Origin of the sequence: Pseudomonas sp. 7P_10.2_Bac1 (assembly GCF_025465935.1) — a bacterium.
Classification (GTDB): Bacteria; Pseudomonadota; Gammaproteobacteria; order Pseudomonadales; family Pseudomonadaceae; genus Aquipseudomonas.
Window position 1 is genome coordinate 60,123 of the sequence record NZ_JANLNV010000078.1, and the last position, 22,704, is coordinate 82,826.

Sequence of the window (22,704 nt, forward strand, 5' to 3'; positions counted from 1 at the left end):
TTAAAACTTGATCACTGGCCCCACGAATCACGCAGGGTCACGGTACGGTTGAATACCGGCTGACCTGGTTTCGAGTCCTTGATATCCGCGCAAAAGTAACCTTCGCGCTCGAACTGGAAACGGTCTTCCGGCTGTGCATTGCCCAACGAGGGTTCAGCACGACAACCGGTCAGCACTTGCAGTGAGTCAGGGTTGATGTTTTCCAGGAAGCTGGCGCCATCTTCTGCCTTTTCAGGGTTCGGCGAACGGAACAGGCGATCATACAGACGCACCTCACACTCGACGCTGGCGGCCGCTGGCACCCAGTGCACAACACCCTTGACCTTGCGGCCTTCAGGGTTCTTGCCCAGAGTCTCAGGGTCGTACGAGCAATGCAGCTCAACGATGTTGCCGTCAGCATCTTTAATGGCTTCATCGGCACGGATCACATAGCTGCCACGCAGACGCACTTCACCGGCAGGCTCAAGACGCTTGTAACCTTTTGGTGGCTCTTCCATGAAGTCGTCACGGTCGATGTAGATCTCACGCGCGAAAGGCAGCACCCGCACACCCATGTCTTCTTTAGGGTGGCAAGGCAGCTCAAGGTTCTCGACCTTGTCTTCAGGGTAGTTGGTGATGATCACTTTCAATGGGCGCAATACGCACATGGCGCGCGGCGCGCTGTGATCCAGATCGTCACGGATGCTGAATTCCAGCATGCCGAAGTCCACCACACCATCGGAGCGGTTGGTGCCGACCATGTCGCAGAAGTTGCGAATCGACTTGGGTGTGTAGCCACGACGGCGGAAACCCGACAGCGTCGACATACGCGGGTCGTCCCAGCCGTTCACGTGCTTTTCATCCACCAGCAGCTTGAGCTTGCGCTTGCTGGTGATGGTGTAGTTCAGGTTCAGGCGCGAAAACTCGTACTGACGCGGCTTGCTCGGCACCGGCAAGCTGTCGAGGAACCACTCATACAGAGGGCGATGGCCTTCGAACTCAAGGGTGCAGATCGAATGGGTAATGCCTTCGATCGCGTCCGACTGGCCATGAGTGAAGTCATAGTTCGGGTAGATGCACCACTTATCACCGGTCTGGTGGTGATGAGCGTGGCGAATGCGATACATGATCGGATCGCGCAGGTTCATGTTCGGCGAAGACATGTCGATCTTGGCCCGCAGCACGCGCTTGCCGTCTTCGAACTCGCCCGCCTTCATGCGCGCAAACAGATCAAGGTTTTCTGCCACGCTGCGATCACGGAACGGGCTGTTCTTGCCAGGCTCGGTCAGATTGCCGCGGTATTCCTTGGCTTGCTCTGGCGTCAGGTCGCAGACATACGCCTTGCCCTGCTCGATCAGGTAAACCGCCCAGTCGTGCAACTGATCGAAATATTGCGACGCATAGCGCACTTCGCCAGACCACTGAAAGCCCAGCCACTTCACGTCGTTTTCGATCGCGTCGATGTATTCCTGGTCTTCCTTGGCCGGGTTGGTGTCGTCAAAACGCAAGTGCGTGACGCCGCCGAATTCCTCGGCCAGCCCAAAGTTCACGCAAATGGATTTGGCGTGACCAATGTGCAGATAGCCATTAGGCTCAGGCGGAAAGCGGGTCACGATCTGTTGGCATTTACCCGAGTCAAGGTCCGCCTGCACGATTGGGCGCAGAAAATTGGCCGGTACAGCTGGGCCAGCCTTTGGATTCAGAGTGGGGTCGACAGTGGGCTTGCTCATAGGATCCTTGAACGTAACGGGTGCGCGGCCTCAAGCGGCCGACTGAATCAAAGCGCCTATCATAGCCGATGCTGTCAAGTCCCTGACAGAGCAGGCGACCAATCAAAGCAATTGAAATGGGGCTTTTAGCCCCCATATCGCAAAAACACCATCGAAATGCTCTGCGGGCAGGCTAAACTTCACCCGCGGCTGTATCTACCCAGCCTGCCTGGGGCGGACGGTGTCATACGGATTTCCCAAGCCCAACGAATTTTCTGATAGAGCGATAACGACATGTCAAAAGTAAAACTGACCACCAACCACGGCGACATCGTGATTGATCTGAACGCTGAAAAGGCGCCGATTACCGTCGCCAACTTCCTCGAATACGTAAAAGCCGGCCACTACGAAAACACTGTTTTCCACCGCGTGATCGGCAACTTCATGATTCAGGGCGGCGGTTTTGAACCTGGCATGAAAGAAAAGAAAGACAAGCGCCCAAGCATCCAGAACGAGGCTGACAACGGCCTGTCGAACGACAAATACACCATCGCCATGGCCCGCACCATGGAGCCGCATTCGGCTTCGGCCCAGTTCTTCATCAACGTAGCTGACAACAGCTTCCTGAACCACAGCGGCAAAAACGTTCAAGGCTGGGGCTACGCCGTGTTCGGCAAAGTGACCGAAGGCCAGGACGTTGTTGACAAGATCAAGGGCGTTGCGACCGGCTCCAAGGCTGGTCACCAGGACGTACCAGCAGAAGATGTGATCATCGAGAAAGCCGAGATCATTGAGTGATACTGCTGATTTCAGATTTGCATCTGGAAGAGGAGCGCCCGGACATCACCCGGGCGTTTCTGGATTTACTGTCCGGGCGAGCGCGCTCGGCACAGGCGCTGTATATCTTGGGAGATTTTTTTGAAGCCTGGATTGGCGACGATGCAATGACGCCCTATCAGCGCTCCATCTGCCAAGCGCTGCGTGAATTGAGTGACAGCGGTACGAAAGTGTTTCTGATGCACGGCAATCGCGATTTCCTGATCGGCCAGGCCTTTTGCAAGGCCGCTGGCTGCACCCTGCTTAAAGACCCGAGCGTCGTGGATTTCTACGGCGAGCCGGTTTTATTGATGCACGGCGACAGCCTGTGCACACGCGACGAGGCTTACATGCGTTTGCGGCGCTACCTGCGCAACCCGCTGACGTTGTGGATATTGCGCCATCTGCCGCTGAGCGCCCGCCACAAACTGGCACGCAAACTGCGCAGCGAAAGCCGAGCGCAGACCCGCATGAAAGCTAACGACATTGTCGATGTGACCCCCGAAGAAATACCGCGGATCATGGAGCACTTTGGCGTCAAGACACTGATCCATGGCCACACCCACCGCCCCGCGATCCACAAATTGCAACTCGGCGATTACGCTGCCAAGCGCATCGTACTCGGCGACTGGGACAAACAAGGCTGGGCCTTGCAAGTGGATGAACAAGGCATGCAACTGGCGCCATTCGACTTCGTCAATGTGCAACTGGCGCTACCTCACGCCACCCAATAAACACTGCCCACTGTAGGAGCGAGCTTGCCTCGCGATCTTTTAAAAGATCAAAAGATCGCGAGACAAGCTCGCTCCTACGAGGTTTGCGTCCAATCAAGCGTTAATGCCCGCTCGCCTCCGGCCCGGCCTTGGCTGCAAACGGTGGCTTGGCCAGCCATACCAGCAAAATCAAACCGGTAAACATCCAGCCCAATAGCGTGAAGTAATCCACGGTCGACAGCATATAAGCCTGGCTGGTCAGTACCTGATCGAGTTGGGCATAGGCCTGAGTACTCGCCCCGCCCAACGTGTCCAGCGCATGCCGAGTGATCGGGTCATAGGTACTTATGCTTTCGCTCAAGTAGGCATGATGCTGATCGGCACGACGAATCCAGATCCAGGTGGTCAGGGATGCGGCAAAACTGCCGCCCAATGTCCGTAAGAACGTGGCAAGCCCTGCACCGTCAGCAATCTGTTGCGGCGGCAAGTCCGACATCAAAATGCTCAAGGTCGGCATGAAGAACAGCGCGACACCGATACCCATGAACAACTGCACCAGCGCAACGTGCTGGAAGTCCACTTCATTGGTGAAATCAGCCCGCATAAAGCAACTCAGGCCGATGGCCAAGAAGGCCAGCCCCGCCAGCAAACGCAGGTCGAACTTGTTCGCATACTTACCTACAAACGGTGACATTACGACTGGCAAGATACCGATGGGCGCCACCGCCAACCCCGCCCAGGTCGCGGTGTAACCCATCTGGGTTTGCAACCATTGCGGCAGAATCAAGTTGATGCCGAAGAATCCGGCATAGCCCAATACCAGCACGATAGTGCCGATTCGGAAGTTGCGATACGCAAACAGACGCAGGTTCACAATCGGGTGTTTGTCCGTCATCTCCCAAATGACAAAGGCCGCCAGCGCCACCACTGACAAAGCAGTGCCAATGAGGATGAAATTGGATTCGAACCAGTCCAGATCGTTACCCTTGTCGAGCACAATCTGTAGTGCGCCAACACCAATGATCAGCGTGATAAGCCCGACATAGTCCATGGGCTGACGGGTGATGACCACCGGACGCGCCATGAGCTGCTGGCGAACCACCAGCACCGCAAAAATGCCGATCGGGATGTTAATAAAGAAGATCCACGGCCAACTGTAACTATCCGTGATCCAGCCACCCAGAATCGGCCCGGCAATGGGCGCCACCACCGTGACCATCGCCAGCAGTGCCAATGCCATCCCCCGTTTCGCGGGAGGGTAAACAGCAATCAGCAAGGTCTGCGTCATCGGATACAGCGGCCCGGCTACCAACCCTTGCAATACCCGAAAGCCAACCAGCTCAGGCATCGAGGTTGAAATACCGCACAAAAATGACGCCAGCACAAACAGCACTGTGGCCCATAAAAACAGCTTCACTTCACCAAAGCGGCGGCTCAACCAGCCGGTCAATGGCAAGGCAATCGCGTTACTCACCGCAAAAGAAGTAATTACCCACGTACCCTGCTCCGAACTCACCCCCAGGTTGCCGGAGATCGTCGGCAGCGCAACGTTGGCGATGGTGGTATCGAGCACTTGCATAAACGTCGCCAGCGACAGGCCGATAGTGGCGAGCAACAGGCTGGGCGGGGTAAAAGACGCGTTTGTACTCATCGCAAATCCTTTAAAACCAGACGTGCAGCCCCGCCAGCGCAGCGGGGCTTATGGATTGGCGAATCAGCGTGGAGCGGCGGAAGTTTCCGCCACAGCGCCGTTGCTTTCGATCAGGCGAGTAATCAGAGAATCGGCTTCAGCCAACTGTTGCTCGTACACATTGGTGGTGAACATCGCCTTTTGTGGCGGCTGTTGCGCCAGTACCGGGCCACTCTGGTCATGCAGGTTCACGTCAACGGTGGTCGACAACCCGATTCGCAGCGGGTGCTCGGCCAACTCATCGGCATTGATGTGGATACGAACCGGCACACGCTGAACGATTTTGATCCAGTTACCAGTGGCATTCTGCGCGGGCAACAGGGCAAAAGCGCTGCCGGTGCCGGCGCCGATGCTATCGACGGTGCCGCTGTATTTCACACTGCTGCCATACAGGTCAGACTCAATGTCTACCGGCTGGCCGATGCGCATTTTGTTCAGTTGGGTTTCTTTGAAGTTAGCGTCGATCCACAGCTGGTTGAGCGGAACCACCGCCATCAACGCAGTCCCGGGCTGAACCCGCTGCCCCAACTGCACCGTGCGTTTGGCAACATAGCCGGTGACCGGCGCAACCAACGTGGTGCGAGCATGCTCCAGATAGGCCTGACGCAACTGGGCAGCAGCGGCCAGCACATCCGGGTGGTTGGCAATAGCCGTGTTGTCGACCAGCGCGCTGGTGGTATCGAGTTGTTGCTCACTGTTGCGCAAGGCACTTTGAGCAGACGCCAGATCATCGCGCGCATGGGACAACTCTTCTTGCGAAATGGCCCCGCTTGCGGCCAGGTTCTTCCGGCGATTGAAATTGTCCTGAGCTTTTTGTACCGCGATTTTTTGCGCCGCGACCTGCGCCTTGGTACCGCTCACATTACTGAAAAGACCGCGAACCTGACGCACCGTGCGGGCCAGATTGGCTTCGGCACTCTGCAGCCCGACCCGCGAATCGTTGGGGTCGAAGTTGAGCAGCACCTGGCCCTCATGAACCAAGTCACCATCATCGGCGCCGATACTCACAACTGTACCCGCCACTAACGGGGTGATTTCCACCACGTTGCCGTTGACATAAGCGTCGTCGGTGCTCTCGCTCCAGCGGCCATACAGTTCATGCCAGCCCCAGACGCCCAGGCCGACCAAAATGACCAGAATGGCCAAGCCACTCAGCCACAGTTTACGTTTGCGCTGATTAACAGCGTCCTGATCGTGTTGCGCTTGATTCGGTGTTTGCACAGTAGCCATGACGATTACCTAAATTATTCTGCCAGGGAGGCTTGAACAGGACCGGCCGCAGCCGTTTTGCCGGGCTCGAAGCCACCGCCCAGGGCTTGCATCAGTTGTATCGAAAGAGTGATCTGCTCAGCGTTCAAGTCAGCCAGTTGGCGCTGCGCCTGGAGCAATTGCTGCTCGATGCTAAGTACATCCAGGTAACTACCGATGCCGGATTCATAGCGCTGCAATCCCGAGTCATAGGATTGCTGGGCAATATCGGCGGCACGCTGCTGAGTGCTGATCTGCTCGCGCATGGCGTTCAGTTGCTCGAGGGTATCGCTGACATCACCGAGCGCCGTCACCAGCGTTTTGTTGTACTGCCCGACAGCCAGGTCGTAATTGGCGTCCTCGGCATCCAGCCCGGCACGCAGACGACCACCATCGAAAATCGGCAGTGAAATGGCAGGCGCAATATTCATGAAGCGACTGGCCGAACCAAACAGCGCATCACCCAGCAACGACTGAGTACCCGCCGCTGCCGTCAGGTTGAGATTGGGGTAAAAGCGCGTTTTGGCGGCAGCAATATTTTTACTCGCCGCCTCGACCCGCCAGCGTGCCGCCACAATATCCGGGCGGCGACCCAGCAACTCGGCAGGCAACGTGCTGGGCACGGCCACGGCAGCCGGGGTCAAACTATTCGGCCGGGCAATCTCGAAACCACGATCAGGGCCTTTACCCAATAACACTGCCAGGGCAATACGGGCACTTTTGACCTGCTTCTGAGCATTGATCACCTGCTCTTGCGAGCTGGCTTCCAGGCTTTCGGTCTGCTGGTACTGATAGTGGCTGTCGATACCGGCCTGCAACCGCTGCTTGCTCAAATCGAGCATTTTGCGGGTGCGCTTGAGGTCATCTGTCGACAAATCCAGAACGCTGTAGGCATGTCCGAGGTTGCTGTAGGCCTTTGCCACATCAGCAGCCAGAGTCAGGCTCGCCGCATGACTGTCGACCTCGGCAGCACGCGCCTCGCCCAATGCGGCTTCCCAGGCATCACGCTGGCCGCCCCACAGATCAAAGGTGTAATTAAACGTCAGGCCAATATCGCGCAAGGTGTCGTAACGACCGCCCACGCCCGTCGGGTCCTGGGAGCGAGACAGCCGTGAGCGCGTCACATCGGCCTCGGCGTCCAGCGTCGGCATGCGAGCCGCATCGGCCGCACCGGCAGCAGCGCTAGCCTGATGCGCACGCGCACTGGCGATTTGCATGTCGGGGCTGTCACGCAGCGCTTCGTCGATCAATCCATTCAATTGGCGGTCGCCCAGGCGCGTCCACCAGTTTTTTTCCGGCCAGGCGGCAGGCGTCACCTGGATGCCATTCAGGGCCTGGGCAGCCTTGAGGTGCTGGGTATCCAGGCGGGTGCCTTCGGTTACCAACCCGCTGTAGTTGGCACACCCCGCCAACGCAAGGGACACACACATCAGGCTCAAGCCTGTTCGTAGCGTTTTGTTGCTCATTGTTCACCCAAGCGTTGGATAGTGATCGGATCACCGGCCGCCAGCAGTATTTTTTTGAGAATGTGTTCCAGGCTCTGCAGCTCTTGCGCAGTGATTGCCCCCGCCAACTGATTCATGGCATCAGCGCCAATCTGAGGTAACAGGGCTACCAGCCCCTGGCCGTCTTCAGTCAACACCAGACGCACTTGACGCCTGTCGGCCTCGGAGCGCTGGCGAATCAGCAGGTTTTTCTGCTCAAGACGATCAAGCATCCGTGTCATTGAGCCACTGTCCACCGAGAGGTTGCGGCACAGCTCAGCCGGCGTATCGACCGCAAACTGCTCCATGATGATCAGCACCTTGAACTGCGCCGCAGTGATGCCAAAAGGCTCCATATGGGTGTCGATGATGCGATCTTTGAGGATCGCTGCACGCCCCAGGAGCAGACCCAACATGCAGTTCTGAAAAGTATCGGGATGGAAATGTTTCATCAGGGCACCAGAAAGCTGCCTAGGCAGTAATGTAACCAAATACTACTGCTTAGGCAGCTAATGTCAAGATTATAAATAGCAGGCTAACTATATGGATATAGCAATACGACCCGCCCCGGCTGCAATCTTTGATACAAAGACCGCAGCAGAGGCAGCTCCGATTAGGCTGGGAACACAGAAACCCGTAGTCGGTACACCGGCTACTTAAGGCTGAGCGGGCACGCCGCTGTGGAAACGGAATTCAACATCCGGGGATTCAATCAGGTCTTGCTCGGCGGCGCGCACCCGCTCAATCACCTGCGCGATGTCTTTGGCGTCGCCATATTGATAAGCGAGTTTCAGATAGCCCTGAAAATGCCGCGCCTCACTCTTGAGCAAGCCGTAATAGAACTTGCCGAGTTCTTCGTCCAAATGCGGCACCAAGGCTTCAAAACGCTCACAACTGCGAGCTTCGATAAACGCCCCGACCACCAGCGTGTCGACCAGTTTGACCGGTTCGTGGTTACGCACCACTTTGCGCAAACCCGAGGCATAACGCCCCGCCGATAGCTGGCGCAGTTCGATCTTGCGCTTTTTCATCAAGCGCATGACCTGCTCGTGATGCACCAGCTCTTCGCGGGCCAGACGCGACATCATATTGATGAGGTCAACATGGGAGTGGTACTTGGCGATCAGGCTCAAAGCGGTGCTAGCGGCCTTGAACTCACAATTCTTGTGATCGATCAGCAAGGTTTCCTGGTCAGCCAGTGCCGCCGCAATCCAGCCGTCCGGGGTACGGCAGCCCAGGAACTCATGAATTTCAGGAAGATTCATGCACACGCTCCCGAATACTGGAGATTGCACAACGGGCCGAAGGTGTTTTGAAAAATCGCGGACATGAGGCTCACACAGGCTGGACGAGGCGAAAGGCGGCGATTATACGGGCCATGTGCTACAGCACCAACCGCGCCGCTTGATATGTATCAACGTCGAGATAACTGAGGAGCAACTATAGTGAGCGCGTCCGCCTTAATTACACATGGAGTGATCGGTCATGCAAACCCTACGCAGCCTGCTGGTCGTCATCGAACCGCAACTGATGGAAAGTTTCGCGCTCAAGCGCGCCAAGGAAATCGCCAAAAACACCCAGGCGCACCTGCACCTGCTGATCAGTGACAAGGAACACGATCATTCAGCCTTGCTCAACGTGCTGACCAACAGCCTGGTGAACGAAGGCTACAGCGTGACCTCGCGCCAGACCTGGCACGAAAATCAGCACACCACCATCATCAAGGAGCAACAGATCGAGGGCTGCAACCTGGTGATCAAGCAGCACGTTGACGACTCCATCCTGCGAAAAATACTGCTCACACCTGAAGACTGGAAACTGCTGCGCGACTGCCCTACTCCGGTCCTGCTGGTCAGAACCACCAGACCGTGGAGCAACGGCGTCGTGCTGGCAGCCGTCGACGTGGGCAATGGCGACGAAGACCACATGGCCCTGCACAAAAGCATCATTGATCAGGGTTTTCGCATTGCCAGCCTGATCCACGGCGAGCTTCACGTGGTCAGCGCACACCCGGCACCGACCTTGGCCGTGATGGATGCGGCCTACCCGATCGACACCGAGTACGAAGCCAGCTTCCGGGCGGCGAGTAAAGAATTCCAGCGCCGCTTCGAGATCAGCGACGAACGCATGCACATCAAGCAAGGCCCGGCCGACATCATCATTCAGCAGGTCGCCAGAAAGCTCGATGCCGTGGTGACCGTTATCGGCACCGTAGCGCGCACCGGTTTATCCGCCGCCTTGATCGGCAACACTGCAGAAATCGTGATCGACAAGCTGGAGTCCGACATTCTGGTGCTCAAGCCGGATGACATCGTCAAGGAACTGGAAAACAACGTGTAGGAGCGAGTTTGCCTCGCGATCTTTTGATCGTTCAAAGATCGCGAGGCAGAGGGCCAGGCCCCATTACCCCATCGCATCCTTGAGAAAACCCGGTGCGATGTAGCGCTCGTAATGGGCTTCGGACAAGAGGAAAAATTCCCGATCAATGGCGTCACGCAACTCTGGCAGCGCCCACTCGCGAAACTCCGGCAACAGCACCATGCCGTACATTTCCAGCTGGTTGATCACCCGCGCGCCACGGGCAATCAACTGGTACGCCCAGCAGTATTCGGACTGATGCGGCACGAAACGGATTTTGCGCGTGACCAACTGATTACGCAGCGCCTCACGGTCAAACACTTCAACCTTGGCCGCCATCACCTGCACCAGAAGGTGTTCCAGCCGCAGCCAGACAGCCCGCTTCTCGTCTTCGTTGTAACCGTTCCAGTGGATCACTTCATGGTGGAAACGTTTGCAGCCACGGCACACGAGATCACCGTAAACGGTTGAGCAAAGGCCGATACAAGGCGTCTTGATGGTTTGGTTGGGCATGGCGAAATAGAGCACTGCAGAGCGAAACAGACGGCCATGTTAGCCCTTTGTCTAACGCAGATCACCCCTCAACCTTCAGGGTCCAACTTACCTTTAACAAGTTTTTGCCGTAGAATCGGCCTGCCTTTTAAGGCGCCAATGTCCGTTGGAAGCTGTTTTCAAAGCGTCACGAGCACAGTTGATCCTGAAGAACGGTGTTGATGCGGGGTATTTGCACGGCAAATGACCGCATCAACATTCATCATCCCCACCGTTTGGATGGCGTAAAACTTTGAAAACAGCTTCTGTTGGGAATCCTTGAAACTCTGGCTAAGCGGCCCAAAAAGCCCTGCAGCGCATGAGTACCTGGCATTCCTGGATGAGCGTCCCGGACACCCATTTGGGACCAATGATGAGGGTAATAACTGTGCTTGAAGCCTACCGCAAACATATCGAAGAGCGCGCAGCACTGGGTATCGTTCCCCAGCCGCTTAACGCCGAACAAACTGCAGGCCTGGTTGAGCTGCTGAAAAACCCGCCTGCCGGTGAAGAAGAATTCCTCGTTGACCTGATCACCAACCGCATTCCACCAGGTGTTGACGAAGCTGCCTACGTTAAAGCCGGCTTCCTGGCCGCCATCGCGAAAGGTGAAGCAACCTCCCCTCTGATCACCAAAAAACGCGCTGTTGAACTGCTTGGCACCATGCAAGGCGGCTACAACATCGTGACTCTGGTTGAGCTGCTGGACGACGCAGAGCTGGCACCGGTTGCCGCCGCGCAACTCAAGCACACCCTGCTGATGTTTGACGCCTTCCACGACGTCGCTGAAAAAGCCAAAAAAGGCAATGCTCACGCTAAAGCCGTGATCGAGTCCTGGGCTGACGGCGAGTGGTTCAAGAACCGTCCGACCCTGGCTGACAAAATCAGCCTGCGCGTGTTCAAGGTGACTGGCGAAACCAACACCGACGACCTGTCCCCTGCTCCAGACGCCTGGTCGCGCCCTGACATCCCGCTGCACGCCCTGGCCATGCTGAAAATGGCACGTGACGGTATCGTGCCGGACGTTCAAGGCTCCATCGGCCCGATGAAGCAAATCGAAGAAATGCGCGGTCAGGGCTTCCCTATCGCCTACGTCGGTGACGTAGTCGGTACCGGTTCGTCGCGTAAATCGGCCACCAACTCCGTACTGTGGTTCTTCGGCGACGACGTACCTTACGTACCGAACAAGCGTGCCGGTGGTTTCTGCTTCGGTAGCAAGATCGCTCCAATCTTCTACAACACCATGGAAGATGCTGGCGCACTGCCAATCGAGTTCGACGTCAGCAACATCAACATGGGCGACGTGATCGACCTGTACCCGCACGCCGGCAAAGTCTGCAAGCACGGTACTGACGAAGTCATCACCACCTTCGAACTGAAAACCCCGGTTCTGCTGGACGAAGTTCGCGCTGGCGGCCGTATCCCGCTGATCATCGGCCGTGGCCTGACCGAGAAGGCTCGCGCCGAGCTGGGTCTGCCTCCTTCTGATCTGTTCAAAAAGCCGGAAGCACCTGTTGAAAGCACCAAGGGTTACACCCTGGCGCAGAAAATGGTCGGCAAGGCATGCGGCGTAGCTGGCGTTCGTCCAGGTACTTACTGCGAACCGAAGATGACCACCGTAGGCTCTCAGGACACCACCGGTCCTATGACCCGTGACGAACTGAAAGACCTGGCGTGCCTGGGCTTCTCCGCTGACCTGGTCATGCAGTCGTTCTGCCACACCGCGGCGTATCCTAAGCCGATCGACGTGACCACGCACCACACCCTGCCAGACTTCATCATGACCCGCGGCGGCGTTTCCCTGCGTCCGGGCGACGGCATCATCCACAGCTGGCTGAACCGCATGCTGCTGCCAGACACCGTCGGCACCGGTGGCGACTCCCACACTCGTTTCCCAATGGGCATTTCCTTCCCTGCTGGTTCGGGTCTGGTAGCGTTCGCCGCAGCCACTGGCGTAATGCCACTGGACATGCCGGAGTCGGTTCTGGTTCGCTTCAAAGGCGAAATGCAGCCAGGTATCACCCTGCGCGACCTGGTACACGCCATTCCTTACGTCGCTATCCAGAAAGGCCTGCTGACGGTAGAGAAGAAAGGCAAGATCAACGAATTCTCGGGTCGCATCCTGGAAATCGAAGGTCTGGACAACCTGAGCATCGAGCAAGCGTTCGAACTGTCCGACGCCTCGGCAGAACGTTCGGCAGCTGGCTGCACCATCAAGCTGTCCAAAGAGTCGATCACCGAATACCTGAACTCCAACATCACCCTGCTGCGCTGGATGATTGCTGAAGGTTACGGCGACGTGCGTACCCTTGAGCGCCGCGCTCAAGCGATGGAAGCGTGGATTGCCAACCCTGAGCTGATGGAAGCCGATGCTGACGCCGAATACGCGCACATCATCGAAATCGATCTGGCCGACATCAAAGAGCCTGTACTCTGCGCGCCAAACGACCCGGATGATGCCCGTCTGCTGTCCAGCGTTGCTGGCGAGAAAATCGACGAAGTGTTCATCGGTTCGTGCATGACCAACATCGGCCACTTCCGTGCGGCAGGCAAGCTGCTGGACAAGGTCAAAGGTCAGCTGCCTACTCGTCTGTGGCTGTCGCCTCCGACCAAAATGGACGCTCACCAACTGACCGAAGAAGGCTACTACGGCATCTACGGCAAAGCGGGCGCACGTATGGAAATGCCAGGCTGCTCGCTGTGCATGGGTAACCAGGCACGCGTTGAGCCGAACTCCACCGTGGTATCGACTTCGACGCGTAACTTCCCGAACCGTCTGGGTGATGGCGCGAACGTTTACCTGGCTTCGGCTGAGTTGGCGTCGGTGGCTTCGATCCTGGGTCGCCTGCCTACCGTTGAGGAATACCTGGCCTACGCGGCAGAGATCAACACCATGGCAACGGACGTATACCGTTACCTGAGCTTTGATCAGATCGCAGAATTCCGTGAGTCGGCAGCCAATGCCAACATCCCGGTCATTCAAGCGTAAGCTGATGGCGTAACGAAAAAGCCCCGGCTCGCAAGAGCCGGGGCTTTTTCATATCAGCCTTAAAAGGGCTTTATAGCAACGGCGCTACCACCTGCTGCTCTCGTGGCCAGGCATCCAGCACTGCCTTGCACAGGGTCGCCAGCGGGATGGCAAAAAACACACCCCAAAAGCCCCACAACCCACCGAACAGCAAAACCGCACAAATGATGGCAACCGGGTGCAGACTCACCGCCTCGGAAAACAACAGCGGCACCAGCACGTTACCGTCCAGTGTCTGAATGATCCCGTAGACCGCCATCAGGTAGATGAACTGATCGCTCCAGCCCCACTGAAACAGCGCAATCAGCAGCACTGGCACCGTCACCACCACCGCGCCGACATACGGCACCACCACCGACACACCCACCAGCAACGCCAACAAGGCCGCGTAGTTCAGGCCCATAGCGACGAAGGCGATGTAGGTCACGCCACCACAGATAATGATTTCAATGACCTTACCGCGAATGTAGTTGGCGATCTGCCGATTCATTTCTTCAGCCACACGGGTAATCAGCGCGCGCTCGCGGGGTAAATAACCCCGGACCCAACGGCTGATCAACACCCGATCCTTCAGGAAGAAGAACACCAGAATCGGCACCAGCACCAGATAGATCATGATGTTGACCAGCAGCGGCAAACTCGACAGGGAGAACGTCAACGCCAGCTGGCCAAACTTGCCGATCTCACCACGTGCTACTTCGATGGCTTGCAGCACTTGCTCATCCGACACCAGATGCGGGTAGCGTTCCGGCAGCAGCAACAGCAGCGACTGCCACTTGGCGAGCATGCCCGGTAATTCATTGAACAACGTGATCAACTGGTGCCACAGCAAAGGGACGACCACCACCATAAACACCAGCAGCAGCCCCATGAACAGTGCAAACACCAAGCCGACCGCCGCCCCCGCCGGCACTCGCAGCCGCTCCAGCGCCACCACCAGACCCTGCATCAGATACGCCAGCACCATGCCCGCCAATACCGGCGCGAGCATTCCGCCCAACGTCAGCACCGCAGTGAAGGCCAGCACCAACAGCACCGCCAGCACCACGGCCTCCTCATCAGAGAAGTAGCGCTGGACCCAATTTCGTAACACTTTGAACATCGACATTCCTTAAGAGAAAGCGCCGCCAGGCCTCAGGCCTTGCGTAACCAGTAGCGATAGGTGCCAGCATCTTCTTCTTCACGTAGCAGCTCATGCCCTGCCAGGCGTGCGAAAGTTCGAAAATCGCGCTGCGAACCGGCATCCGTCGCGATCACTTTCAAGGTCTGGCCCTGGGCCAGACGGTTGAGCTCCAGCTTGGCCTTGAGCAACGGCAATGGACAGTTCAGGCCACTGGCATCCACTAGCGCATCATGCGCCAACGCATCAGTCATGTTTACTTCCTCAGGCATGCCTATGGGTGGCATTTTTTAGCTCGCTAGAATACCCCAAGCAGACCGCCACTGGTCGCCAGCCAAGTGTCCAGCTACAGTAAGCGCTTTATTGACTAGAGCTTTGTGCATGAATTTTCTGCGCCCGACCCTGTTGACGCTCGCTTGCCTGCTCGCATCACCGAGTTTTGCAGACGATTTACCGTCTCTGGGTGACGCCAGCTCAGCCATCGTTTCTCCGCAGCAAGAATACCAACTGGGCCGGGCCTGGTTGAGCATGCTGCGCAGTCAGGTGTCACAGCTTAACGACCCGCAACTCAAGGACTATGTCGAAACCAGCGTGTACAAACTGGTTGAAACCAGCCAGGTGCAGGACCGTCGCCTGGAATTCATTCTGATCAACAGCCCGCAGCTCAACGCCTTTGCGGCGCCGGGCGGGATTATCGGGGTCAACGGCGGGCTGTTTCTCAATGCCCAGACCGAAGGCGAGTACGCCTCGGTACTGGCCCACGAACTCGCCCACTTGTCCCAGCGCCACTTTGCCCGAGGCGTAGAAGCCCAGCAACGCATGCAACTGCCCATGATGGCGGCCCTGCTCGCCGGTATCGTGATCGCCGCCTCGGGCGCCGGTGACGCCGGTATTGCCACCATCGCCGGTACCCAGGCGGCGGCCTTTCAGGAGCAAAGGCGTTTCTCGCGCCAGAACGAGCAAGAGGCTGACCGAATCGGCATCCTCAACCTGGAAAAAGCCGGCTACGACCCGCGCTCCATGCCCACCATGTTTGAGCGCTTGATGCGCCAATATCGCTTTGACGCCAAACCGCCTGAATTCCTGCTCACTCACCCGGTGACCGAATCGCGTATTGCTGACACCCGCAACCGCGCCGAACAGGCCAAAATCGGCGGCACTGAAGACAGCCTGCGCTATCAACTGATTCGTGCCCGGGTCCAACTGCAATACGAAGACACCCCTGGCCTGGCCGCCAAACGCTTCCGCCAACAATTGGACGATAACCCGAGAAACGACGTCGCGCGTTATGGCCTGGCCATTGCGCAAATCAAGGGCAGCCAATTCAACGAGGCGCGCGCCACCTTGAAGCCGCTACTGGACAAGTCGCCCAACGACATCACCTACAACATGGCGCAGATCGAACTGGACATGGACAGCAACCGCCTGGCTGACGCCCAGCAGCGGGTCGACAGAATGCGCACGCTTTACCCCGGTAATTACCCGCTGAATCAGGTCCGGGTCGACTTGCTGCTCAAACAAAACCGCCCGGCCGATGCAGAGAAAGCCCTGGATGCTTTGCTCAAAAGCCGCCCGGATGATCCGGACGTCTGGTATCAGGTGGCTGAAACCCGCGGATTGTCGGGCAACATCATTGGCTTGCATCAAGCCCGTGCCGAGTACTTCGCCTTGATGGGCGACTACCGTCAGGCCATTCAGCAAATTGCCTTCGCGAAAAAGCTCACCAACAACTTCCAACTGTCGTCACGCCTGGATGCGCGCCAGAAAGAGTTGATGGATCAAGAGCAAGCAATCAAAGACATGATGAACTGACCCAACGGCATAAATCGGTAGGAGCGAGCCTGCCTCGTGATCTTTTAAAGGTTCAAAAGATCGCGAGACCAGCTCGCTCCCACAAACGGATCTATCAGTGTTTAGGCGTTACCCGCCAGTTTCAAACGAGCAGCCTGGGTGAAATCCAGCATGCGTTTGAGCGGGCGAATAGCGTGTGGCACCAAAGCCGGGTCGACGAAGATCTCGTTCGTGCCTTTTTGCAGGCACTCCAGAGTGCGCTCCAAGGTGTTCATGGCCATCCACGGGCAGTGCGCGCAACTGCGGCACGCCGCGCCGTTACCGGCAGTCGGGGCCTCAACAAAGACTTTATCCGGACACAACTGCTGCATTTTGTAAAAAATGCCGCGGTCGGTGGCCACGATAAACGTCTTGTTCGGCAGCTTTTGCGCCGCAGCAATCAGTTGGCTGGTAGAACCCACCGCATCTGCCAACTCAATCACCGACTCCGGAGACTCCGGGTGCACCAGAATCGCGGCATCCGGGTACAGCGCCTTCATGTCTTCCAGTTGCTTGGACTTGAACTCTTCGTGAACGATGCAGGCACCGTCCCACAGCAACATGTCGGCACCGGTCTGGCGCTGGATGTAACGCCCCAGGTGTTTGTCCGGGCCCCAGATAATGGTTTCGCCGTTGTCCATCAGGCTTTCGACAATTTCCAGTGCGCAGCTGGAGGTCACCACCCAATCTGCCCGCGCTTTAACAGCAGCCGAGGTATTGGCATACACCACCACGGTACGCTCGGGATGCTGATCGCAAAACGCCGAGAACTCCTCGACCGGGCAGCCCAGGTCCAACGAGCATGTGGCCTCCAGGGTCGGCATGAGGATGCGCTTTTCAGGGGTCAGGATTTTGGCTGTCTCGCCCATGAACCGCACGCCCGCCACCAGAACGGTCTTGGCTGGGTGAGAAGCGCCGAAACGCGCCATTTCAAGGGAGTCAGACACGCAACCACCGGTTTCTTCGGCCAGGGCCTGGATTACCGGGTCACAGTAAAAGTGCGCGACCAGTACCGCATCACGCGCTTTGAGTTCAGCAGCAATGGCTGCACGCAGCGTCGCCTCTTGCTCCGCCGTCAGCGCTTTAGGCTGCTTGGCATCGAGGTGGGCTTGGACCAGAAGTCGTTCAGAAATTTGCGTCATGTTCGCAAGACCTGCAAGCGCTAAGGCGCGAAAGTCGAGTGTACCACCGGCTCCGGACTGTCGAGTCCCGCCGGGAGAATGTGTGTTATCAGGCACGGACCAGCTATCAAGCGCGCTAAGGCTACAGAATAAGCATGCGATTCAAAAGTTTAATGTTGGTTTTGCCAGTGCAGGCAAGGTGCCGATGCGGGCAGGCAAACCCGCATCGGCCGGGAGGGGCCGGGCTATTTACTGGAGTGCGGCCAATACACGCTCTGCCACCGGGCCACCCGAGGCCGGGTTCTGCCCGGTGATCAAGCGACCATCAGCAATGGCGAAAGGTGCCCACGCAGCGTCGGCTTTTTCATAGTGAGCGCCGCGCTTCACCAGCTCGGTCTCGGTGAGATACGGCACCACATCAGCCAATCCGACCAGCGTCTCTTCTTCATTGGAAAAGCCGGTGACCCGCTTACCTTTAATCAATAACTCGCCATTTGACAGCTTGATATTGAGCAAGCCCACGGCACCATGGCACACCGACGACACCACCCCGCCATGCTCATAAATGTGGCGACTGATCGCCTGCAACTGCGCGTTGTCCGGAAAGTCCCAAATCACCCCATGCCCACCGGTGTAATAAATCGCCGCGTAATCGTCAGCAATGATCTCCTGTGGTTTCAGCGTGGCGCCCAGGCGATTCATGAAGGCCTTGTCGTGATACCACTGCCAGTCAAGCGGCGAGGCCATGTCCTTGGCCAGGCTATGCGGGTCGATCGGGGTGTAGCCGCCCAGCGGGCTGACATAATCCACCGTGTACCCAGCGGCCTCGACCTTGTGCACAAAATGTACAGCTTCACCCAGCCATAAACCCGTCGCGCGATCCAGATTGGGGTACTTCTCGACACTGGTCAGTACCACTAATATTTTTTTGCTCATCCCTGCCTCCAGTCAGTACGACGGGCTTTGTCGCCCTCGAACTGCACGACATGATTTCGTGCAGAGCCTGGAGGATAGACAAGTGGCATCTGGCATAAGTGCCGTGCATCCAAAGCCCCTGCCCATTCATCGGCCGGGGCAAGCCGCCTCAGAACATAACTGGCGCATAACCCGCTGAAGGGCCTCACGCCTCACGACGCGAAGCCCACACAGGCTTTGAGCTACATCAACGCTCACTGCCAACGCTTGAACAGCACGCTGGCATTGACCCCACCAAACCCAAAGCCATTTGAGATCGCGTATTCAATCGCCAACGCCTGCGCTTGCCCGCGAATCAGGTTCAGCCCGGCAGCCGCGGGGTCCGGTGTCTCCAGGTTCAAGGTCGGCGGGGCGATCTGATCGCGCAAAGCCAGCAAGGTAAAGATTGCCTCGATGCCGCCCGCCGCGCCCAGCAGGTGGCCGGTCGCCGATTTAGTAGCGCTGATGGCAACGCCGGGGTTGTCGCCAAACAGGCTGTTGATGGCGGCCAACTCGCCTTTATCCCCCACCGGCGTCGAGGTGGCATGGGCGTTCAAATGCTGGATTTGTGCCGGTGTGATGCCTGCCTGTTTAATTGCTTGCTCCATCGCTCGGCGTGCACCTGAGCCATCTTCCGGCCCGGCGGTCATGTGATACGCATCGGCGCTGGTGCCATAACCCACCAGTTCCGCAATCGGCGTGGCGCCCCGGGCCAAGGCGTGCTCCAGTTCTTCGATCACCAACAGGCCCGCCCCCTCGCCCATCACAAAACCGTCCCGCGCTTGGTCAAAGGGGCGCGAGGCGCGCTCAGGGGTTTCGTTAAAGCCCTGAGACAAAGCCCGCGCCGCCGCAAAACCACCCAGGCTCACACGATGGATGCACGCTTCGGCGCCTCCACACACAGCCACGTCAACTTCACCGGCGCGGATCATCCGCGCCGCATCACCAATCGCCTGGACCCCGGCAGCACAGGCCGTGACCGGCGCGCCCAGTGGCCCTTTGAGATGATGCAGGATCGACACATGCCCGGCCGCCAGGTTGCACAGGAACGACGGAATCGTGAACGGCGACAAGCGACGTGGGCCCTTGCTGTCGGCGGTGCGCACCGCCTCGGCAATAGCCGGGAAACCGCCGACCCCGGAGGCAATAATCGTTGCCGTGCGCTCTTGCTGCAATGGGGTTTGCGGTGCCCAACCGGCCTGCTCCAGCGCCTCTTTGGCGGCGGCCAGAGCGAACAGAATGAAGCGATCCATCTTGCGCTGCTCTTTTGCGGGAATCAGCGTATCTGGATCAAACCCGGCATCCGGGTCCTGGTTGCGATCAAGCACCTGTGCGCCAATACTGACCGCCAAATCACCGACCAGTGCTTCGGGCAACCGACGGATTCCGGACTGGCCCGCCAACAGCCGGCTCCAGGTCTGCTCTACACCACAGCCAAGCGGGGTCACTGCGCCCATGCCGGTCACAACAATGCGTTTATTCACGATGACTCACTCCATAAATTGTGCTTGGTAGCAATACAGAGACGAAACTATCATTATGAAAGTAACAACCGTAAGCAAAACTTTTCGAGCCCCTCAGGAACTGCCATGCAACGCACATCGCTAACAAACGCCGAATGCCCTGTTGCACGGGGACTGGAACGGGTCGGGGAATGGTGGAGCATCTTGATCATGCGCGACGCGCTGCAAGGGTTAAGGCGCTTTGATGAGTTTTCTCAGAGCCTGGGCATCGCCCCGAACATGCTCACCCGCAGGCTGAACACCTTGGTTGAAGAAGGACTGCTGGAACGCAGGCGCTACAGCGAGCGCCCGCCTCGGTACGAATACGTGCCGACAGCGATAGGAGAGGACTTCAAAATCGTGATCATGGCGTTTATCGCCTGGGGCAATCGCCATTACGCGCCCGAGGGTGAAAGCCTGCAAATCGTAGACACACAGACCCAACACCCGATTGAGGTGGTGATGATGGACGCGGTGGCAGGCAATGTGGTGCCGATCGAACAGTGCACCGTCAAGGCGGGGCCTGCCGCGAGTGCGGGCATGCTAGAGCGTTTGGCACTACTGGCTGACAGGCAGCTTGAGGACGCCTGAAGCGGTAGCCAGGCGAAGAATAAAACGTAGTCGCTGCCCCAATGACAATGCAGTGATCGGTGTGATGCGGCACCCCTGATCACCACGCTGCCGGCCTCAGCAGCGACTACAGGAACAGGTTTAGTGGCAGATTTTGGCCGCTGCCGGATCGTTGGGGACAAACGAATCCGCTGCGCCTGGTTTCAACACCACGTAGCCACGGCGCCAAGGTTGGTCATCGACCATTTTCCAGCGGTGACCCGAGCCCGTGTTGTCGGCGGCCAGCAGCACTTCACCCGGATGCAGGGTGAACTTCTCACCGGTGCGGGTCTCGAAGGCCAGCGTGCCGGACAAGGTCATGACGTATTGCGGTTCCGGGTCGTTATGCCAGTCAAACGAGGCATGCGCCGGGGACTGCTTGAAGTGAATGGCCGTCACGTCGTTGCGCATGGTCTGGTCGATGGTCCCTTCCAGGACGTGCGAGGCGTTGTCCGCACCAGTGCACAGCTTGTAGGCCTTGATGGTATCAGTGGCGGACGTGGCCGCTTGAGCGGCGCTCAGCGTGGCGAGCGTGATTGCCACAGCACCCGCGGTACGCAAGCTGAGGCGGCACAGGCCATGAATGACCGTGTCCCGCGACGAACGTTTTTTCTGATGCATGAAACCGATTTCCCTAGTACTGAAATAGCCTGATTGGCGTTGATTCCAGACCATGTTCGACGGCCAAGTCATTCAGGACAACTAACAAATAATTCATTGAGATCAAAGCAACTGGCCAGCATCGCATGGGAAGTTGCATTGTGCGCTAAAGGTATAGACGCTAAATTGTTGACTCTTCCGACGCTAAGGTTCACGTGATGACTGTCAACGACCCCACCACCCCGGCAGACGCTGGCAGTTGTGATCACATGCTGCTGCAAAACCAGCTGTGTTTTTCACTCCACTCCACCTCCTTGATGATGACCAAGGTCTACAAGCCCCTTCTCCAGGCTTTAAACCTGACCTACCCGCAGTACCTGGCAATGCTGGTGCTATGGGAAAGTGACGGCCTGACAGTGGGAGAAGTCAGTTCACGCTTGCTGACCGATCCTGGCTCACTGACACCATTGCTCAAGCGGCTGGAGGCCGAGGGCCTGCTCAAGCGTGTACGTAGCCCGCAAGACCAACGCATGGTTCACCTGCTGTTAACCGACCAGGGCAAGGCGCTGTACGAAAAAGCCAAAGATATTCCACAGTGCATTCTGGCCGCCAGCGGGTTGAGTCTGGAACAGTTGAAAGCCATTCAGGAAAGCCTGCTGCTGCTGCGTAAAAACCTGCACACCGGTCTCTGAATCAGTGACATCGGCTGGGACGTGCTTGACTCGAGATCGTTGCTTTGAGGCAAAAAAGATCGCGAGGCTAACTCGCCCCTGCTGACCGCCGCGCTTCGAAAAATAAATAACCTTTTAAATCAGATAGATAGACCAAATTCAGGTCTCTCACAAAAAATTAACTTGCGCGCAAAATAATTGAGCGCTAACTTTTAGCCATCTAATTAGCGCGCAAACAATTAGCGCTAAAGATAAAGCCTTTCAGCCACCCTCTCGCAGGAAAAACCGTTATGAACGTTCTCTATACTGCCGTTGCAACCGCTACCGGTGGCCGTGATGGCCGCGCTGTTTCGAGTGACAAGCTTCTCGACGTCAAACTGACCACCCCAAAAGAACTGGGTGGAGCTGGCGGTGCAGCCACCAACCCGGAGCAACTGTTCGCGGCCGGCTACTCGGCGTGTTTCATCGGTGCCTTGAAGTTCGTGGCTAGCCAGAGCAAGCGCAGCATTCCTGCCGACACCTCGATCACTGCTCACGTGGGTATTGGCCAGATTCCTGGCGGTTTCGGGCTGGACATTGATCTGCACATCAACCTGCCGGGCCTTGAGCAAGCCGATGCTCAAGCGCTGGTAGAGGCAGCACACCAAGTGTGCCCTTACTCCAACGCCACCCGCGGCAACGTCGACGTCCGCCTGCACGTGAGCGTTTAAAGCCCGACTGTTAACAGAAAACGCGCCTGGC

Annotated in this window: 21 protein-coding genes; 8 read left to right on the top strand and 13 right to left on the bottom strand. The window is 57.5% G+C overall.

The features are described from left to right. Positions 1-11: 11 nt before the first annotated feature. Positions 12-1,709 carry a glutamine--tRNA ligase/YqeY domain fusion protein gene (locus NTD86_RS16285; protein ID WP_262203699.1) on the bottom strand — a complete coding sequence of 566 codons (1,698 nt, stop codon included), beginning with the start codon at positions 1,707-1,709 and terminating at the stop codon, positions 12-14. A 273-nt stretch (positions 1,710-1,982) separates the two neighbouring features. Between NTD86_RS16285 and NTD86_RS16290 the strand changes: the two genes are divergently transcribed. Then, complete coding sequence (locus tag NTD86_RS16290) at positions 1,983-2,486, top strand: peptidylprolyl isomerase (RefSeq protein WP_262203700.1); 504 nt, start codon at positions 1,983-1,985, stop codon at positions 2,484-2,486. Further along, the gene (lpxH, locus tag NTD86_RS16295; protein ID WP_262203702.1) at positions 2,483-3,238 is read left to right on the top strand and encodes a UDP-2,3-diacylglucosamine diphosphatase; all 756 of its coding nucleotides are present in this window, start codon (positions 2,483-2,485) and stop codon (positions 3,236-3,238) included. Before NTD86_RS16290 ends, lpxH begins: the two co-directional genes overlap by 4 nt. A gap of 100 nt (positions 3,239-3,338) precedes the next feature. On the opposite strand, the gene NTD86_RS16300 is transcribed toward lpxH, so the two are convergent. The 5 genes from NTD86_RS16300 to NTD86_RS16320 all read right to left on the bottom strand — a co-directional run bounded on the left by NTD86_RS16300 (position 3,339) and on the right by NTD86_RS16320 (position 8,904). Next, positions 3,339-4,868: a DHA2 family efflux MFS transporter permease subunit gene (locus tag NTD86_RS16300; protein ID WP_262203704.1), complete on the bottom strand. Its 1,530-nt coding sequence runs from the start codon at positions 4,866-4,868 to the stop codon at positions 3,339-3,341. Positions 4,869-4,931: 63 nt separating this feature from the next. Then, positions 4,932-6,137: an HlyD family efflux transporter periplasmic adaptor subunit gene (locus NTD86_RS16305; RefSeq protein WP_262203706.1), complete on the bottom strand. Its 1,206-nt coding sequence runs from the start codon at positions 6,135-6,137 to the stop codon at positions 4,932-4,934. A gap of 14 nt (positions 6,138-6,151) precedes the next feature. Next, positions 6,152-7,621 carry an efflux transporter outer membrane subunit gene (locus NTD86_RS16310; RefSeq protein ID WP_262203707.1) on the bottom strand — a complete coding sequence of 490 codons (1,470 nt, stop codon included), beginning with the start codon at positions 7,619-7,621 and terminating at the stop codon, positions 6,152-6,154. Further along, a complete protein-coding gene (locus NTD86_RS16315; RefSeq protein WP_262203708.1) occupies positions 7,618-8,091 on the bottom strand; it encodes a MarR family winged helix-turn-helix transcriptional regulator in 474 nt (157 codons plus the stop codon). Before NTD86_RS16315 ends, NTD86_RS16310 begins: the two co-directional genes overlap by 4 nt. A gap of 204 nt (positions 8,092-8,295) precedes the next feature. After that, positions 8,296-8,904, bottom strand: a complete 609-nt coding sequence (locus tag NTD86_RS16320) for a tRNA-(ms[2]io[6]A)-hydroxylase (protein WP_262203709.1) — start codon at positions 8,902-8,904, stop codon at positions 8,296-8,298. A gap of 220 nt (positions 8,905-9,124) precedes the next feature. On the opposite strand from NTD86_RS16320, the gene NTD86_RS16325 reads away from it, so the two are divergent. Beyond that, positions 9,125-9,979: a universal stress protein gene (locus tag NTD86_RS16325; protein WP_262203710.1), complete on the top strand. Its 855-nt coding sequence runs from the start codon at positions 9,125-9,127 to the stop codon at positions 9,977-9,979. Positions 9,980-10,042: 63 nt separating this feature from the next. On the opposite strand, the gene NTD86_RS16330 is transcribed toward NTD86_RS16325, so the two are convergent. Continuing rightward, entirely contained in the window at positions 10,043-10,510 is a 468-nt protein-coding gene (locus NTD86_RS16330) for a DUF1289 domain-containing protein (RefSeq protein WP_262203711.1), read from the bottom strand. Between the two features lie 406 nt (positions 10,511-10,916). Between NTD86_RS16330 and acnB the strand changes: the two genes are divergently transcribed. Next, positions 10,917-13,517: a bifunctional aconitate hydratase 2/2-methylisocitrate dehydratase gene (gene acnB, locus NTD86_RS16335; protein WP_262203776.1), complete on the top strand. Its 2,601-nt coding sequence runs from the start codon at positions 10,917-10,919 to the stop codon at positions 13,515-13,517. A 70-nt stretch (positions 13,518-13,587) separates the two neighbouring features. On the opposite strand, the gene NTD86_RS16340 is transcribed toward acnB, so the two are convergent. Together NTD86_RS16340 and NTD86_RS16345 are read right to left on the bottom strand one after the other, a co-directional pair. Beyond that, positions 13,588-14,658, bottom strand: a complete 1,071-nt coding sequence (locus tag NTD86_RS16340; RefSeq protein WP_262203713.1) for an AI-2E family transporter — start codon at positions 14,656-14,658, stop codon at positions 13,588-13,590. A 32-nt stretch (positions 14,659-14,690) separates the two neighbouring features. Beyond that, entirely contained in the window at positions 14,691-14,930 is a 240-nt protein-coding gene (locus tag NTD86_RS16345; RefSeq protein ID WP_262203715.1) for a sulfurtransferase TusA family protein, read from the bottom strand. 127 nt (positions 14,931-15,057) lie between these two features. Between NTD86_RS16345 and NTD86_RS16350 the strand changes: the two genes are divergently transcribed. After that, on the top strand, positions 15,058-16,488 hold the full coding sequence (locus NTD86_RS16350; protein WP_262203716.1) for a M48 family metalloprotease: 1,431 nt from the start codon (positions 15,058-15,060) through the stop codon (positions 16,486-16,488). Positions 16,489-16,589: 101 nt separating this feature from the next. Here the strand turns inward: NTD86_RS16350 and nadA are convergent, their stop codons facing one another. The 3 genes from nadA to fabF form a co-directional block, all read right to left on the bottom strand. Further along, positions 16,590-17,648, bottom strand: coding sequence for a quinolinate synthase NadA (gene nadA, locus NTD86_RS16355; RefSeq protein ID WP_262203718.1), 1,059 nt, complete (start codon positions 17,646-17,648; stop codon positions 16,590-16,592). A gap of 228 nt (positions 17,649-17,876) precedes the next feature. Then, on the bottom strand, positions 17,877-18,563 hold the full coding sequence (locus NTD86_RS16360; RefSeq protein WP_262203720.1) for a type 1 glutamine amidotransferase domain-containing protein: 687 nt from the start codon (positions 18,561-18,563) through the stop codon (positions 17,877-17,879). A gap of 233 nt (positions 18,564-18,796) precedes the next feature. Continuing rightward, positions 18,797-20,065, bottom strand: coding sequence for a beta-ketoacyl-ACP synthase II (fabF, locus tag NTD86_RS16365; RefSeq protein WP_262203722.1), 1,269 nt, complete (start codon positions 20,063-20,065; stop codon positions 18,797-18,799). Between the two features lie 105 nt (positions 20,066-20,170). On the opposite strand from fabF, the gene NTD86_RS16370 reads away from it, so the two are divergent. Then, the gene (locus NTD86_RS16370; protein ID WP_262203723.1) at positions 20,171-20,674 is read left to right on the top strand and encodes a winged helix-turn-helix transcriptional regulator; all 504 of its coding nucleotides are present in this window, start codon (positions 20,171-20,173) and stop codon (positions 20,672-20,674) included. 120 nt (positions 20,675-20,794) lie between these two features. Here the strand turns inward: NTD86_RS16370 and NTD86_RS16375 are convergent, their stop codons facing one another. Then, positions 20,795-21,313, bottom strand: a complete 519-nt coding sequence (locus NTD86_RS16375) for a hypothetical protein (RefSeq protein ID WP_262203724.1) — start codon at positions 21,311-21,313, stop codon at positions 20,795-20,797. A 197-nt stretch (positions 21,314-21,510) separates the two neighbouring features. Here NTD86_RS16375 and NTD86_RS16380 point away from each other — a divergent pair, with 197 nt between their 5' ends. Together NTD86_RS16380 and NTD86_RS16385 are read left to right on the top strand one after the other, a co-directional pair. After that, entirely contained in the window at positions 21,511-21,984 is a 474-nt protein-coding gene (locus NTD86_RS16380) for a MarR family winged helix-turn-helix transcriptional regulator (protein WP_262203726.1), read from the top strand. Between the two features lie 269 nt (positions 21,985-22,253). Further along, a complete protein-coding gene (locus NTD86_RS16385; RefSeq protein WP_262203728.1) occupies positions 22,254-22,673 on the top strand; it encodes an organic hydroperoxide resistance protein in 420 nt (139 codons plus the stop codon). The last annotated feature ends 31 nt before the right edge of the window (positions 22,674-22,704 follow it).